The organism is Fodinicurvata sediminis DSM 21159 (assembly GCF_000420625.1).
GTDB classification, from domain to species: domain Bacteria; phylum Pseudomonadota; class Alphaproteobacteria; order Kiloniellales; family DSM-21159; genus Fodinicurvata; species Fodinicurvata sediminis.
This window is the reverse complement of the sequence record NZ_ATVH01000011.1, coordinates 473,665-489,452: the sequence shown is the minus strand read 5'-3', so window position 1 is coordinate 489,452 and position 15,788 is coordinate 473,665. Positions and strand designations below refer to the sequence as shown.

Below are 15,788 nucleotides of genomic sequence, written 5' to 3'. Positions count from 1 at the left end.
GTTACGCTTTGCCCGCTTTCCGAGCAGCCAGAACGCTTTCGGCCAGCTCGAAGAATGGCTTGAACTCCAGGAGTACAGCGCTTAGCGCTGCGATGATGCTGACGGGGGTCAGGCCTTGAGGAGGTGCGATCTCGGCGAGCAGTCGCACGTCCTGATCGTTAATGATGGCGAAATGCCCCTTGGGGAGCGTACTTGTCGCCGTTTCAAGATGCCTGAAGAATCGTCGCCCAGCCGGAGATTCAGCCGTAAAGGGCAGTTTTCCCAATTCTCCGACAATCTTCAGTTTGGTTTCACCTGTCGTCTTGCATTCACATGCGAAGGGCATGCCCCGGTGTATGAAGCTGAAAGTGAGATCTTCCCCACTTGTTCGCCTTCGGATTTCACCGCTTTCCGTTAGCCTTACATGGTGAAGCTGAAGGGGCAATTCCTCTTCTCGGCTTATTTCCAGGGCCAGATTGACCTTTGCCTCATCTGCCTGCTGCTCCTCGTCCCAGGAGGAAGATTTGTTTGCGCCGCTTTCCATGGCCTTCGCATGACTTTCTACGGTTCGGATAGCTGTTCCGTGAAACATAGCAGCGAACGGTTTAACGCTGGGTTAAACCACTGGTTCAGGACTGGCCTCCACAGGTTACGCGCTATGAGAACTTGCCTTTCCATCTCTGGCGATACCACTGGGCAAGGTTTTCACGGAACAACAGTGCGCTGGGCGTAACCAGCAAGGTCAACAAGGTTGAAAAGGTCAGTCCGAAAACTATGGCGGTGGCAAGTTGGGTCCACCATTGGGAAGAAGGCGCCCCAAGGCTTGCCGTGCCATCGAGCAGGTTAATGTTGGCGGCGAAAACCATCGGAAGCAGTCCCAGGATGGTCGTGATCGTCGTCAGCATGACCGGTCTGAAGCGTTGTGCACAGGTTCTCAGGATTGCGTCTAGAGGAGTGGGGGCTTCCAGTTTGATGCGGTCAAAGGTATCGATGAGAATGATGTTGTTGTTTACGACGATACCGGCCAAGGCGATGACCCCAATTCCGCTCATCACGACCCCGAAAGGCTGGCCCGTTACCAGGAGCCCCAGCATCACGCCTATTGTCGAGAGCACGACGGCAGACAGGATAAGGAAGGCGCTATAGAAGGAATTGAATTGCGTGACCAGTATAATCGCCATGAGGAACAGTGCGATAATGAAGGCCTTGACCAGGAAATCCTGTGCTTCTCTCTGCTCTTCGTCCTCACCTGTAAAGGAAATGCTCACTGCCGGATCTATATCCGCCGTTTCCAGCCACTGCCGGATTTCCTGAACCTTGTCGTCGGGGAGGATACCGGGCTCGACGTCACTGCGAATGGTCATGGTGCGGTTTCCCTCGACGCGTCTCAACTGGGAAACCTTCTGGGATGGCTGCAGATCAACGAAATTGCTGATCGGGATCAGGCCTGCATCCGTTTCAACCCGGATGTTGTCGAGTTGCGATACATTGCGGTTTTCTCGCGGATAGCGGACGACGATGTCGATTTCCTCGTCGCTTTGATCGGTCCGATAGGTTCCGATCTCCAATCCCTTCGTTGCCATCTGAACATAGGATCCGATCAAGGTGACGTCAGCGCCGAACTTTGACGCCTGCGCACGATCTACGGTCATTTCCCATTCGATCCCGGGCAGGGGTTTCCCGTCCTCCATATCCACGAAACCACCAATATCCTCCATTGCCCCAAGTATCTGTTCGACGACGGGTTCAATCCGATCGGGGTCAGGCGAGGAGACTCGGACTTGTATTGGTTTTCCGACTGGCGGCCCGGCTTCCTGTTTTCGGAACTCAACCGAGATGCCTGGCAGATCTGCCGTTCGCTCACGCAGGTCCGATATGATCTCGTCCGCTTGGCGTCGGGCAAACCAGTCGACGAATTCAAGCTGGATGCGTCCGATAAGATCTTCGGGCTCTGAATCGTCTTGCTGTCCGGCCGTGGTCAATGTCTGGGTATAGATCGAGTGGAATTCTCCCTTATCCTTGGCGAGGTCCAGGATTTCCTGTTCCACACCTGCCACAAGTTCGTCTCGTTCCTGGATCGACATATTGCCACGACCATGAACCCAGACAGACAGATTCTCCGGCTCGACTTCGGGGAAAAACTCGACGCCTTTGCCGAAAACAGCATAGCTTCCCTGAGCCATGACAAGCACGATGACCGCGGCAAGAATGATCTTGCCGGGATGAGTCAGGGCTTTTCGCAGGAAACTAACATAGCGTCCTGTTGGGCCTCCCATTTGCTGCAACTGCACCCTGTCTCCGGAAGAAAGCGCACGCATCTTCCGTGAGGAAGCAGCCTCTCCGGGTTTTCCGAAACGGGCCCCCAGGACGGGGATGAAGATCAGTGCCATCAATAGAGAAGCTGTCAAGGTGGCCAGCAATGTGATGGGCAGGTACTTCATGAACTCGCCGACGGTCCCCGGCCAGAAGATCAAGGGCAGGAATGCACTGAGCGTTGTGGCGGTCGAGGCTATGATGGGCCAAGCCATGCGATTGCTCGCAAGTCCATAGGCTTCTTCCCGGGGCAGGCCTTCCACCATCTTACGGTCGGCATATTCCGTAACAACAATTGCCCCATCCACCAGCATGCCCACAGCCAGGATCAGGCTGAAGAGCACGACGATGTTGACCGTGAATCCGAGCATACTCAGGACGAGCATTCCGGTCAGGAAAGAGCCGGGGATTGCGACGCCGACAAGACCAGCAGAACGCAGTCCCATGGCAGCAACAATCACGATCATCACCAGCAGAACAGCCGTCAGGACATTGTTCTGCAGGTCGGCCAGCATGGTTCTGATATCCGTCGACTTGTCCTGGTTGTAATTGACCTGGATCTCTTCGGGCCAGGCCTGCCGACTGGCTTCCACAACCGCTTTAACCTGCTCGATGGTCTCGATGATGTTGGTGCCGGTTCGCTTCGATATCTCGATCGCCAGTGCCGGTTTGCCGTTGACCCGAACGATGTCGCTGGGATCCACGAACGTCGGGCGCAGGGTGCCGATGTCGCCAAAGGTCACAACGGAATCGCCGCTGGATTTGACCGGCATGTTCAGGATGTCCTGGTTGGATTCGAACAATCCTGGAACCTTGACGGGGAACCGGCCTGCGCCGGTGTCAATTTCACCCGCAGCTACGACCCGGTTGGAGCGATCGACAGATTGCAGCACTTGCTGCGCATCCAGGGCGTAGCTGTCGATCATAACCGGATCAACAAGCAGCTCTATCAGTTCTTCCCTGTCACCGCCGATATTCGCTTCGAGTACGTTCGGCAAACCTTCCAGATTATCCTGCAGGCGACGGGCAATGGTCAGGAGCGTGCGTTCCTGGACATCACCGGATAGCGTAACGACAAGGATTGGAAACAGGCTGAGATTGACCTCGGACACACGCGGTTCCTCGGCATCTTCCGGCAACTCTGCCTGCGCGATATCGCTCTGTTCGCGGACATCAGCCATGGCTTCGTCAATATTGAAACCCGCCTCGAATTCCAGAAGGACAAAGCCACCACCCAGGAAGGCCGTAGAGCGCATTTCCTTGACGCCCTCCACGGACGACAATTCCTGCTCCATCGGCTTGACCAGCAGGCGTTCTGCGTCTTCGGGCGAAATTCCGGTCTGCGCCAAGGAGACATAAATTATGGGTATATTGACGTCTGGCTCGGCTTCCTTGGGAATGGTTACGTAGGTGTAGAAGCCTGCAACAAGAAGCAGCAGCAGTGTTGCCACCACTGTGCGACTATGCGTCAGAGCTGCATGAATCAGGCTTTTCACGTATGCGGCTCATCTGGTGCGTTGGAGCTTGAGACTGCACTGTCCTCTTCCGGTACGGGGTCTACTTCCTGTCCATCCCGCACGAATTCCTGCCCCACAGTGATCAGGGTAACTTCTTCGGGAAGGCCGGTGACCCAGGCCCCGTCACTGTCCTGGTGAGCTATCTCGACTTCGTGAAAGACGACCTTTCCATCCTCGACGCTGCGCACGCCGAGCAACCCTTCGTCGGTCAAGGTCAGGATGGCAGGTGAAATTCTGTGAGCCTTCACGGTCCTGCGCGGCAGGAAAAGTTCAGCGGTAATACCGGCTGGAATACTGTGATCGCTGTTCTCGACCTCAAGCTCCACCCGGAAACTGCGTGTATCTTGGTTCGCTGCGGAAGAAATATAGCGAATTTGCCCATCGAGTTGCTGCCCGTCTGGCAGGCGTACTGTCCCCGGGCCACCGGTCAGAAGTCCCGGACGTTGCTGTTCATTCAGCATGGCAACGAAAATGATTGGGTCCAGATCGATGATCTGTGCGACTTCCTGTCCAAGGTCGACGTAGTCGCCCAATTCGACATCACGCGTTTCAAGAACGCCTGCGAAAGGCGCCTCCAGAGTCAATTGTTCAACCTGAATCTCAGCACGCCTTTCTGCAGCAAGCGCCTGATCAAAGGCCGCGCGTGCTTCGGCGAATTGTGTTTCGGCCCGAAATCCCTGGTCCCTGAGACGCTCTGAAGCCTGGAACTCAATGCGCCTTTGAGCCGTCCTTGCGCGTGCTTCTGTCAGGGCGGCGCCACGATCCTGCTCTGCTATGCGCAGTATGGTTTCACCTTCTGCTACCTGGTTCCCTTTTGAAATCGGCAGTGCTTCGATCGGTCCTGATTGTTCCGTTCTCAGATTGACAAGGCGGTTCGCTTCACTGTGCCCCGTTATACGCACTTCTTCCACATAAGGGCGGGCCGATTGTGTGCGCACCTGAACCCTTTGTATTTCCGTGTCCTGACTGATGGTGGCAGGTTCCTTCTCGAGCTCGCGGTCTTCTTCCCCCTGAAGAATTGTACCCAAGACGAGCCAAGCTGCAGCACCAAGAGCTATGATCAACGCGAGCAGATAGGATCGCTTCATCTGTCATCTCCAGTCGCCGCATTGAGGACATTGGCATGGAGTGAAGCAGATTTTGCCTGTTGTCTGGCTTCCGTTTCCGCAATCAGCCACTCTCTGTGCGTGCACAGGTAGGTGAGGGCATTCTCGTAGTAGGTCAGTCCATAGCCATGGACAAAACGTGCGCCCGGAGGAGAGCCAGAAAGATCACAGGCTTTCATCTGATCGATCGTGCCTTTCATTTCGTCTATGCGTGTGTCCAGCAGCATGACCAGCTGTTCACGCGACAACAATTCCGAGTGGAACACGAGAAACAGGAAATCCGATCGGTAACGGTCCTGTGCGGGGGGATTCAGCAGTGTTTCCTTGAGCGCCTGCCGGCCATTACTGGTTATGGCATAGACTTTCTTGTCAGGCCGTTTGCGTTGAGCCTGTGCCTTGACGGTGACATGCCCGGCTTCCAGCAAGCGGGTCAGGGCAGGGTAGATCGCGCCAAAACCTGATTCCTGGAAGATGCGATAGGGCATCTCTTCCAGTTGTTTCTTGATCTCGTATCCGCTGGCTGTCCCACGTTGAAGGACTGCCAGGCAAAGTGTGCGTGTATCCATGACTGCAGATCAATCTTAGCTTGGTTGCATATATCAGATTGATATATGTCTCACCACTGGAAATCTGCAGTCATGATCATTTGATGACTGGTTCAACTGTCGGTGCGCAGCTGTCCTCCCTTCAGAAAGGATTGCAGCGTCGACGCCATATCGACGGGAAATGGGAAGACAATTGTGGAGCTGTTCTCTCCCGCAATGTCCTGCAGGGTTGAGAGATAGCGCAACTGCATCGCTTCCGGGATGCTGCTCAGCACTTCAGCTGCTTCGACGAGCTTCTGTGCCGCCTGCTGTTCGCCTTCCGCATTGATGATCTTGGCCCGGCGCACACGTTCGGCTTCTGCCTGCTTTGCGATGGCCCGCACCATGCTTTCATCGATATCGACATGTTTGATCTCGACGTTTGCAATCTTGATGCCCCAGGAATCCGTCTGATTATCCAGGATTTCCTGGATGTCATTGTTCAGTTTGTCGCGTTCGGAAAGCATTTCATCCAATTCGTGCTTGCCCAATACGGACCGAAGGGTGGTCTGAGCGATCTGACTGGTCGCCTGCATGTAGTTTTCGACCTGGATAACAGATTTCGAGGCATCCACGACCCGAAAGTAGATGACTGCATTTACCTGCACGGAAACATTATCCTGGGAAATGACATCCTGGCTGGGAACATCCAGGACCAGGGTCCTCGTATCCACACGAACCATTTGCTGGATGAAGGGGATCAGGATGATCAACCCAGGTCCCTTGACCCCGGTGAAGCGGCCAAGCGTAAAGACAACCGCACGGTCGTACTCCCGCAGGATCCGCAGGGAAGCGGCCAGCAAAACCAGCAGAAGCACGGCGATGACTGGATAGATTATAAGATCGAGAAACATTGGACAGCACTCCTAAGCCATCGGAAATGGCGTTACCTGTCGGTTTCAATAGACCTGACCTGTGCGGTCAGGCCGTCAAGGGTAAGAATCTCGACGGTCTGACCCTTCTTCAATGGCTCGTCGCACACGGCCTTCCAGCGTTCGCCATGCACGAAGATATACCCCTTGCCGCCGCTCCATTTCAGAACCTCTGCCTGTTGTCCGATCATCTCTTCAGCACCGGCCTGAATGGGCCTTCGGTGGGATCGAATCGCCATGCGGAGGACAATAATCAGCAATAGTACGCTGATCAGGGTCATGACCCCAATGGTCCAGGGTGAGATCTCGTATCCTGGCATGCTTGAATCGAACAGCAGTGTGCCTCCCAGTACAAAGGCTGCAACACCACCAATACCCAGAACTCCAAAGGACGGGGCAAAGGCTTCGCCTACCATCAGTATCAGGCCCAGAAGCAACAAGGCAAAACCGGTCAGGTTTACGGGTAGGACGGCTACGGAATACAGACCCAGAAGCAGGCATATGGCGCCAACGATGCCTGGAAAGAACATGCCAGGATTCATGAATTCGAAGATCAATCCGTACACACCCAGCATCAGGAAGATCAGGGTCAGATTCGGATTGGTGATGATAGCCAGCAGCTCAATCCGCCAGTCAGGATTGATTTCATCGACCGTGGCATTCGAAGTGGACAGGCGTGTTCGTCGGTCTTCGGGAAGGGCGACGAACATGCCGTCTATCTGTTCCAGAAGGTTCTCCAGCGTACGTGCCTCGTAATCGATGACACCTTCTTCCAGTGCTTCACTGTGGGAAAGGCTTGCCGATTGTCGGACTGCACGCTCGGCCCAATCTGCATTTCGATCACGCAGGCGCGCCAAGGCGCGTATGTAGGCAACAGCATCCTCGAGGGTCTTCGTCGAAGACGTATCCAGTTCCTCAAGCGAACTGTTTTCTTCGGTATCTTCGCTGTCGGCGTCCTGTGTCGAGGATTCCTCCGAACTATCCCCCCCAAAAGGCAGAGGCAATCCGCCCATGCGGATCGGGGTGGCCGCTCCAAGGTTGGTACCAGGTGCCATGGCCGCGACATGCGCGGCATAAAGGATATAGGTTCCTGCACTGGCAGCGCGCGCTCCGCCTGGGGCAACATAGACAGCGACAGGGACGGGGGAAGCCAGGATGTCACGTATCATCTGGCGCATGCTGTCATCGAGCCCCCCGGGGGTGTCCAGGCGCAGGACAATAAGCTCTGCCTCACGCTCTCGGGCTTTGGCCAGGCCTTGGGACAGGTATTCGGAGCTGGCAGGCCCGATGGGCCCTTGATAGTTGAGCACCAGGACATCGGGTTGGTACCCTTCGGGTTCCTGACCGGACGGCGAGGTCGGGGCGAGCCACGTCAGGCTTGCTCCTATTGCCAGAAGCAGGGTGAAGAAAAGGACGCGAAAGGGGCGGGAAAGGAATCTGGCTGGAGACATCCTGGTCGTTCACCGGTTCATGAAAGGAATTCTGTTTCCAGTGTGTCACAAGTGCCAGGTGTTTCGCATTCACTTCTCCAGCGGTGGTCTGCGCGGATCCTTTACGCCGGCCAACACGACAAGGCCGACCAGGAAGAAGACTGCAATGGTTGCCATTCCTGCGCGCTGGCTATCAAACACATCGGTTACCAAACCAAGGATCGCCGGCCCAACGAAAGCAATCGCCTTGCCCGACAGCGAGTAGAGCCCAAACATCCGGGCTTCAAGGCCACGTGGTGAAATCTGAGCCATCATGGCCCTGCTGGCTGACTGAACTGGGCCGAAGAAGCAGCCGATGGCAACTCCGAGCCCCCAGAAGAGGGTAACCGAAGTTGTCAGGATAAGAAGAATGCCGATGATGATGAGTGCGATGAGGGACAGCATTATGATGCGTTTGCTGCCGATATATTCATCTATCAGACCAAAAGCTAGAGCACCGACGCCGGCCGAGATGTTCAGGACAATTCCAAAGAGCAGGATTTCCTGGAACTCCATGCCGAATGTGCCAGCGGCATAGATCGCGCCGAAGGCGAAGAGTGTGTTGAGGCCGTCATTGTAGATCATGCGGGCGACCAGGAAGCGCGCCACATTCGAATAATGACGGATGTTCCTGAGTGTATCCACCAGGGTCCGTATACCTTGTGTGGCGGCTTGACGAAGGGGAAGATGGCGGGACGGCTGATCGGGCACCAACATGAACAAGGGAAGGCTGAAGAGGATCCACCAGCCAGCAACGATCAGTGCCGAGATGCGCACATGCTCACCGTTTTCCTTGTCCAGTCCAAGCCAGGGCGTTTCGGGTTGTACAAAAAGCAACAGGATCAGGCTCAGAACCGTCAGGCCTCCGGCATATCCGGCTGCCCACCCAAATCCTGACAGGCGACCGATACGATGCATGGGTACCAAATCTGATAGCATTGCATTATAGAAAATCTGCGTGAACTCGAAGGTCGTGGCACTGATGCCGAAAAAGATCAGGGCCCAAACCACCCATGAGGGATCAGGTTGCGTGAACCAGAGAAGGGCGCAGGCGCTGACGCAGCAGAAAGAAAAGAACAGCAGCCAAGGTTTCCTGCGACCGCCTTCATCGCTTATGGCGCCCAGGATCGGGCTAAGAACGACGATCAGCACGCCGGCCACACTCAATGTGTATCCCCAAAGTGCGGTGCCTTCTGTCGGTGAAGCTGCCACGGCCTGGGTAAAGAAGGTTGCGAATATGAAGGTCTCTATGACGGTCGGATAGCCCTGATTGGCCCAATCAAACAGGCACCAGGCCGCCTGAGCAGGACGGGAAGCCGAACGCTTGCTCTGAATTTCCTGACTGTCTGTCATCAGATGGATCGCTGGACGTGGGATACTTGACAGGAAGCAGTATCAGGCTCCTGCCAGAGCTCCCAGGGAAAAGCGAAGCGACAATTCTGTGATCTATGGGTCAAGGCGCGGTCTTTCCTGTCGCGTGTTGGTGTGACGTTTTATCGGTTATGTGAGTGTTGTCCACGAAGATGATGAATTTGCCTGTTTTCAAGCCGCGTTCCCCTTGGATTGGTGGGGATCTGCAGACCCTGCGCAACATGATTGTCAGGCCGGTTGCTCGTCTTGGCCGCTGGCCCTCATGCAGTCTGACCTTTCAACAGTATGATGGTGATTGCTTGCTGGGAACATTGAACCAGGCCGATGAAGCAGGGGCCTACCCACTGGGTCTGTTGCTGCATGGACTGACAGGAAGTGAGAATTCTTTATATATGCGCAGTACAGCCCAGACCCTGTTGAAGGAAGGCTGGGATGTGCTGCGCTTAAACCACCGCGGGGCTGGCCCTTCCGGACCGCTGTGCCGACAGTCCTATCATGCCGGTCGAAGCCAGGACCTTCGGGCTGTTCTAAGCCAGCTCGGACAAGAATTTCCCGCATTGAAACGGCGCGGCGTCTTTCTGGTGGGATATTCCTTGGGCGCGAACATGATTCTGAAGTTCCTGGGGGAAGGAGAGTTTCCACTTCCGATACGTTTCGCGGTTTCCGTATCGGCACCGATTGACCTGTTGCGCACCCAGGAAGCGATCATGAGACCACGCAATCGTGTATATCACCGCTATCTGTTGAATAGCATGCGTCAGGAGGTCATGGCGAGCGCACAACCAGATGAAGTGCGAGATCGGCACCGGCTGATGAAACTGCACTCGGTGTGGGACTTTGATGAATACCTGACAGCGCCGCGCAATGGCTTTGTGGGTGCCGGGGATTACTACCATCAGAATTCTGCCCTCAATTTCCTGGACCAGATATCCGTGCCCTGTTTGGTGCTGCATGCCGAGGATGACCCCTGGATACCCAGTGTCATCTATCGCGGCTACGACTGGCAGAATACTCCGGCATTGAGTCTCTGCATGCCGCAATCAGGCGGGCATGTGGGATTTCATGGACAGGGCAGCCGGGTTCCTTGGCATGATCGCTGTACAGCGATCTTTGCACGCAGGATGATAGATGCAGGCTAGAGTGAGCTGTTCTGCAGGCGTTCCGCAATTCTCGGTGCGAAATATGTGAAGATCGCATCTGCGCCGGAGCGCTTGAAGCAGATCAGGGATTCCATCATGGCTTTCTCGCCATCCAGCCAACCATTTGAGGCTGCTGCTTCAATCATGGCGTATTCGCCACTGACCTGATAGGCGAAGGTTGGAACGGAAAAGCGTTCCTTGATGCGCTGCAAGACATCCAGATAGGGCATCCCGGGCTTGACCATCACCATGTCTGCGCCTTCGGACAGGTCCATTGCAACTTCGCGCAGAGCCTCGTCGCTGTTGGCGGGGTTCATCTGATAGGTTTGCTTGTCACCGACCAGTTTGCCTCCCGAGCCTACGGCATCACGAAAAGGCCCATAGAAGGCGCTGGCGTACTTTGCCGCATAGGAACAGATCTTCACGTCTTGAAGTTCGGCCTGATCCAGTGCACAGCGAATGGCTCCGACACGACCATCCATCATGTCGGATGGTGCAATGATATCGCAGCCTGCACGGGCCTGAACGATCGCCTGCTGACAAAGAATGGCGATGGTCTCATCGTTCAGGACACGGCCGTCGTGAACCAGCCCGTCATGCCCGTTGGCATTGAAGGGATCGAGCGCGACGTCACAGATGATGCCAATCTGAGGCACGGCCTTCTTGATGGCGGATACGGCGCGACAAACCAGGTTGTCGGGATTGACGGCTTCCGTGCAGTCGGGATTCTTGCGGTCTTCTCCAATACAGGGGAAAACAGCCAGCGCTGGAATCCCGAGGTCGGCTGCCTGGCGAGCGGCCTGGACGGCTTCCTCTATGGTCAACCGCGAAATGCCCGGCATCGAGACAATTTCAAAAGCAGGATTGTCGTCTTCGCGCAGGAAGATAGGCCAGATCAGATCGGACACAGTAAGACGTGCTTCCGCGACCATGCCGCGCACCCAGGCATCGGTTCGGTTCCGCCGCGGCCGCAAGAGTGGGTAGGTTCCCACCGAAAGACCCAGATTGTCCTTGGTCTGGGCGGATGCAGCAGGCTTCTGTCTTTGGCGCTCTGACATCGATCTTTCCGAAATTGTTTCAGGCAGTCTAATTCCAAGGCCGATCGTCAACAAGCACCGGCCAGTCTCAGCTGCCATGACGCAAGAACAGGGGCAGGCACGCTTGGCCTGCCCCTGATCCAGTCTGCGGCTCCCTGCAGGTTCGTCAGCCTGCCTTGCCGGCTTCGTTCAGGCTGCGATCCAGGTCAGCCAGAATGTCATCAATATGCTCGATGCCAATCGAAAGCCTTACATAGCCTGGTGTCACGCCGGAGCGATACTGGTCTTCCTCGCTTAGCTGGGAATGTGTGGTCGTGGCCGGATGTATGGCCAAGCTGCGTGCGTCGCCGATGTTTGCGACGTGATAGAAAAGCTGAAGGGAGTCGATAAAGCGACGACCCGCTTCGGTCCCGCCCTTGAGCTCGAAACCTACAAGGCCGCCCTTGCCACCCTGAAGATACTTGTCGGCCCGCGCGCGTTTGTCTGCATCATCATTGATGGTCGGGTAGATAACCCGTGCCACTTCACTGCGATCCTGCAGGAACTGTGCGACTTCGGCGGCGTTACGACAGTGTTCACGCATGCGCAGCGGCAGGGTTTCAAGTCCCTGAATCAACTGGAATGCACTGAAGGGGCTCATGGCAGCGCCAAGATCTCGCAGCAAAGTGACGCGCGCTTTCAGAATATAAGCAATCGGCCCCAGCGGCTTGGCAGCTTCCGTCCAGACAGCATCGTGATAGCTGGGGTCCGGCTGGTTTAGCAGTGGGAAGCGTTCGGCATGCTTCTCCCAATCGAAGTTGCCGCCATCCACGATCAGACCGCCGATGGTGGTGCCATGTCCTCCCAGGTATTTCGTTGCCGAATAGACAACAATATGGGCCCCCTGTTCCAGGGGACGGCAGAGAACAGGCGCTGCCGTATTGTCCATGATAAGGGGGACGCCAAGGTCCTGGCCGATGGCACCCACCTCCGAAATGGGGAAGACTTCAAGCTTGGGGTTCGGCAGGGTTTCAGCGTAATAGGCGCGAGTCTTAGAGTCCGTGGCCCGCCGGAAATTCTCGGGATCCGAGGGATCTACAAAGCGGACTTCAATGCCTTGCTGCGGCAGGGTGTTTGCAAATAGGTTCCAGGTCCCGCCATATAGATCAGTTGAACTTACAATATTGTCGCCGGCCTGCGCGATGTTCTGGATTGAATAGGCGGAAGCCGATTGTCCGGAGGCAAGGGCAAGGGCGGCAGCTCCGCCTTCAAGCGCCGCGACGCGCTTTTCCAGGACATCACAAGTGGGGTTCATGATGCGGCTGTAGATGTTTCCCAGCTGTTGCAGCGCAAAGAGGCTTTCCGCGTGCGCTGTGTCCTCAAATTGATAGGAAGTCGTCTGATAGATGGGTACGGCGACCGAGCCTGTGGCCGGATCTGCTCTGTATCCACTATGCAGGACTATGGTTTCGGGGTTGTGCGATGTCGTGCTCATGTAAAACGCCCTCTATGGTTTGTGTTGTCCCGGGCCGATGACCTGGGGAGGGAGCTACGTCTTTGACGCTTTAGCCAATTGATGACCCGGAGCAAGCTGCCCTCAAATCGCCGGGAGCTGATTGGTCAGCCAGACCTTAAAGCAAAAAACGCTCCAGCCAAAGCCGGAGCGTTCCTTCCGCTTTAGCCGAATTTTTTGTGCGCCCGCAAGCTGTGTGATCAAATCGGCGCGTCATCAAAAGTGTCGAAAGACACCGTTTTGTCAAGCTGTACGTGAGCTGGAGTGATCCGTTTTACTGCTGCCATTATCTTGGAAGGTCGGAATGGCCGTCATTTCAAGAGGGCAGCAAATTGCCAACAGGTATTGGTCACCTCCTGCGAGGGTGAAAGGCAGGAGGAGGCGTTCACAGCTGATCCAATAACGCGCCTCATTACGGGAATAGAGAGTTCGAAGCTTGTCATAACGGGGCTTACAGGAGGAAAGGACCGCTTCGTAGGCTTCGCAGATGGGATTCCCCGAGGTCGGATGATCCGGATCGAAGGCGCAGTTTTGGCCGATCAATTGCGAAGTCTGTCCATGACCGTAAGCCTTTGCAAAGAGCGAGTCCTCGCCAATGTGCTCGTAGACCAGGTTTCTTGAGCTGTCGCGTTTATAGACAACCATGCGCCCAACCAGATCGGAACGTTGGAAGAAGGAAGACAGCGCTTCTCCGCGCGGGCAAGGAAGCCCCTCGTCCCATAAATCCAGTGAGTTTCGGATCGGTTCCTGGAGTTGCTCCCTGTCAAGAGTCTGAAGCTCGATCGGATGAATCGTTGGCCCTTCGAAAGGGGTTACGTTGCGGTAGGCTTCGGTCTGCTCCAGTCGGGCCAAGGCATGTGACGGGACCGCGAATACCTCTCGGCACCAGCCGCCATAGCAGTAGTGGAGCACGATCTCGTCTATCGACTGTTGCTGATCATGAAGTGTTTCCAGGTAGGTTTTCGCCGCCGAGAGGCTGTCCGGCTGAACGGTCTGGATATCCCATTCTATGGTCAGGGCCTGTGGCTGCTTGTCGACGCGGATCATCCCAAGCCAGCTGTACAGGAAGTGAAGTGCTTCTGAATCTTGGTTTACAGGGTCGCGAAGATAGGGGAGATCGCTGTCAGCCGTGACCAGGCGCCAGTTGGCCTCATCATCAATCCACCAAGTGCATTGATGAATTCCGTCTGCTTGAGAGGGAGCGCTGTCCCTCGAGGGATAATGTACGTTCATGCAAGAGGTCCGCCCTGAATAGATATGCCCATTTCTGAGTAGTCTGCATTCTTTATGACTGTTACGGCAAGTTCACAGAAAGAGAGAGGCCTGTACAACGTATATTTTGAATATGTACAGATGCTGAAAATATTTCCTCTTGAGAGTTTTTGAAGGGTTACTGATTCAATTGCGAGGGGAATTCAGAAAGGATTTATCTGTGGGGCTTTCAGAGGCGATTTGTCAAAAATTTACTAATCTGTATTTCTCTGCATGGAATTTGACAAAATTAATCTCATGGCCTTTTACCATAGAGAAGAAGGGGTTTGACGGCTCTCACTGCGGGGCGTTATCTGCGCTTCTCGCTTTTCAGGCCTCAACAGAATTCAGGAAACAGCTATATGGCCGAGGACCCGAATATTCTCTTCGAGCAGCAGGGCAGAATTGGCATGGTTACACTGGATCGGCCAAAGGCCCTGAATGCCTTGACCTTGGGAATGATCGAGGCTCTGCATGCCAAGCTTGAGGAATGGCGTGAAGATTCAGTTGTGCAGGCTGTCGTAATACGGGGCACTGGCCCCAAGGCGTTCTGTGCAGGGGGTGATGTGCGCGCGGTCTATGATGCTGGCCGCGAGGGAAGTGATCTTACGCAACGATTCTTCCATCAGGAGTACAGCCTCAACCGGACAATCAAACACTATCCAAAACCGTTCGTCGCTTTGCTTGACGGGATCACGATGGGCGGTGGCATGGGGGTCTCCATCCATGGGCGTTACCGCATTGCAACGGAAAAGACGCTCATGGCCATGCCGGAAACGGCAATCGGCTTCTTTCCCGATGTTGGAGGTTCCTACTTCCTTTCACGGCTGCAAGAACCTGTCGGCCTGTATCTCGCCTTGACGGGCGCCCGGCTGGATGCCGCAGATGCACTTCATACAGAACTGGCGACACATTACATTCCGTCAGACCGCCTGGAAGAGGTGGTCCACCAGCTATCCGCGCTGGATATCGTCGAGGACGAACCCTGGACCTGGGACGCTCAGGTGGCCGAAGTCCTCGTGCGACATTCGGATGTACCGGGTGACTCTACACTAGCAGGAGATCACAGGGAGATTGAACGACACTTCGGCCAGGAAAGTGTCGGGGCTGTCATGGACTCTCTCCGGGAAGACAACTCGGACTGGGCCAATGAGCATTTCGATACACTGCAAAAGCGCTCGCCGACATCCCTAATAATCAGTTTTGAGGAGCTTAGGCGTGCGGCGAACCTGGATTTTGACTCCTGCATGCGTATGGAATATCGCATGAGCCAAGCATGCATGGCGGGACATGACTTCTATGAGGGTATTCGTGCGGTTCTGGTTGACAAGGATCATGCCCCCAAGTGGGTGCCGGCCGACCTGACCGAGGTCACTCAGGAGATGGTGCAGGCTCATTTTCGTCCCTTGGGTGAGGATGAGCTTGCCTTTGATTGATCGGCGTAGCGCAGCCTTGTCCTGGGGCCATTCTTCAAGGCGAGGCACAAGGGTACCTGTATTCCAGAGTCCAGGGGACAGAGCCAACATAAAGCCCGAAACAGATTGTCCTGCGGAGTATTTGTGCTTTAAATTCTGTACGAAACGTGAGATTCACTGCAGGATTTGCCATTAACTTAGACAGCACGATAACGCATCAAGCGCCTAGGTAGGGACGTTTGA

Annotated in this window: 12 protein-coding genes; 2 read left to right on the top strand and 10 right to left on the bottom strand. The window is 55.3% G+C overall.

Features of this window, described 5'->3' with window-relative positions:
- Position 1: 1 nt before the first annotated feature.
- The 7 genes from G502_RS0103640 to G502_RS0103610 all read right to left on the bottom strand — a co-directional run bounded on the left by G502_RS0103640 (position 2) and on the right by G502_RS0103610 (position 9,193).
- On the bottom strand, positions 2-523 hold the full coding sequence (locus G502_RS0103640; protein ID WP_022727299.1) for a hypothetical protein: 522 nt from the start codon (positions 521-523) through the stop codon (positions 2-4).
- A gap of 112 nt (positions 524-635) precedes the next feature.
- On the bottom strand, positions 636-3,788 hold the full coding sequence (locus G502_RS18515; RefSeq protein WP_022727298.1) for an efflux RND transporter permease subunit: 3,153 nt from the start codon (positions 3,786-3,788) through the stop codon (positions 636-638).
- Positions 3,785-4,897: an efflux RND transporter periplasmic adaptor subunit gene (locus G502_RS0103630; RefSeq protein ID WP_022727297.1), complete on the bottom strand. Its 1,113-nt coding sequence runs from the start codon at positions 4,895-4,897 to the stop codon at positions 3,785-3,787. The genes G502_RS18515 and G502_RS0103630 overlap by 4 nt, the downstream gene beginning before the upstream one ends.
- Positions 4,894-5,481, bottom strand: coding sequence for a PadR family transcriptional regulator (locus G502_RS18510; RefSeq protein WP_022727296.1), 588 nt, complete (start codon positions 5,479-5,481; stop codon positions 4,894-4,896). Before G502_RS18510 ends, G502_RS0103630 begins: the two co-directional genes overlap by 4 nt.
- 92 nt (positions 5,482-5,573) lie before the next feature.
- Positions 5,574-6,353: a slipin family protein gene (locus tag G502_RS0103620; protein ID WP_022727295.1), complete on the bottom strand. Its 780-nt coding sequence runs from the start codon at positions 6,351-6,353 to the stop codon at positions 5,574-5,576.
- A 32-nt stretch (positions 6,354-6,385) separates the two neighbouring features.
- Complete coding sequence (locus tag G502_RS0103615; RefSeq protein ID WP_022727294.1) at positions 6,386-7,822, bottom strand: NfeD family protein; 1,437 nt, start codon at positions 7,820-7,822, stop codon at positions 6,386-6,388.
- Between the two features lie 69 nt (positions 7,823-7,891).
- Complete coding sequence (locus tag G502_RS0103610; protein WP_022727293.1) at positions 7,892-9,193, bottom strand: MFS transporter; 1,302 nt, start codon at positions 9,191-9,193, stop codon at positions 7,892-7,894.
- Positions 9,194-9,363: 170 nt separating this feature from the next.
- On the opposite strand from G502_RS0103610, the gene G502_RS0103605 reads away from it, so the two are divergent.
- Positions 9,364-10,350, top strand: coding sequence for a YheT family hydrolase (locus G502_RS0103605; protein ID WP_040487495.1), 987 nt, complete (start codon positions 9,364-9,366; stop codon positions 10,348-10,350).
- Here G502_RS0103605 and hemB read toward each other — a convergent pair.
- The 3 genes from hemB to G502_RS0103590 form a co-directional block, all read right to left on the bottom strand.
- On the bottom strand, positions 10,347-11,408 hold the full coding sequence (hemB, locus tag G502_RS0103600) for a porphobilinogen synthase (RefSeq protein WP_022727291.1): 1,062 nt from the start codon (positions 11,406-11,408) through the stop codon (positions 10,347-10,349). The genes G502_RS0103605 and hemB overlap by 4 nt on opposite strands.
- Positions 11,409-11,553: 145 nt before the next feature.
- Positions 11,554-12,861: an O-acetylhomoserine aminocarboxypropyltransferase/cysteine synthase family protein gene (locus tag G502_RS0103595; protein WP_022727290.1), complete on the bottom strand. Its 1,308-nt coding sequence runs from the start codon at positions 12,859-12,861 to the stop codon at positions 11,554-11,556.
- Positions 12,862-13,122: 261 nt separating this feature from the next.
- Positions 13,123-14,112 carry a hypothetical protein gene (locus G502_RS0103590; RefSeq protein ID WP_155957784.1) on the bottom strand — a complete coding sequence of 330 codons (990 nt, stop codon included), beginning with the start codon at positions 14,110-14,112 and terminating at the stop codon, positions 13,123-13,125.
- 380 nt (positions 14,113-14,492) lie between these two features.
- Here G502_RS0103590 and G502_RS0103585 point away from each other — a divergent pair, with 380 nt between their 5' ends.
- Positions 14,493-15,566 carry an enoyl-CoA hydratase/isomerase family protein gene (locus tag G502_RS0103585; RefSeq protein ID WP_022727288.1) on the top strand — a complete coding sequence of 358 codons (1,074 nt, stop codon included), beginning with the start codon at positions 14,493-14,495 and terminating at the stop codon, positions 15,564-15,566.
- Positions 15,567-15,788: the final 222 nt, after the last annotated feature.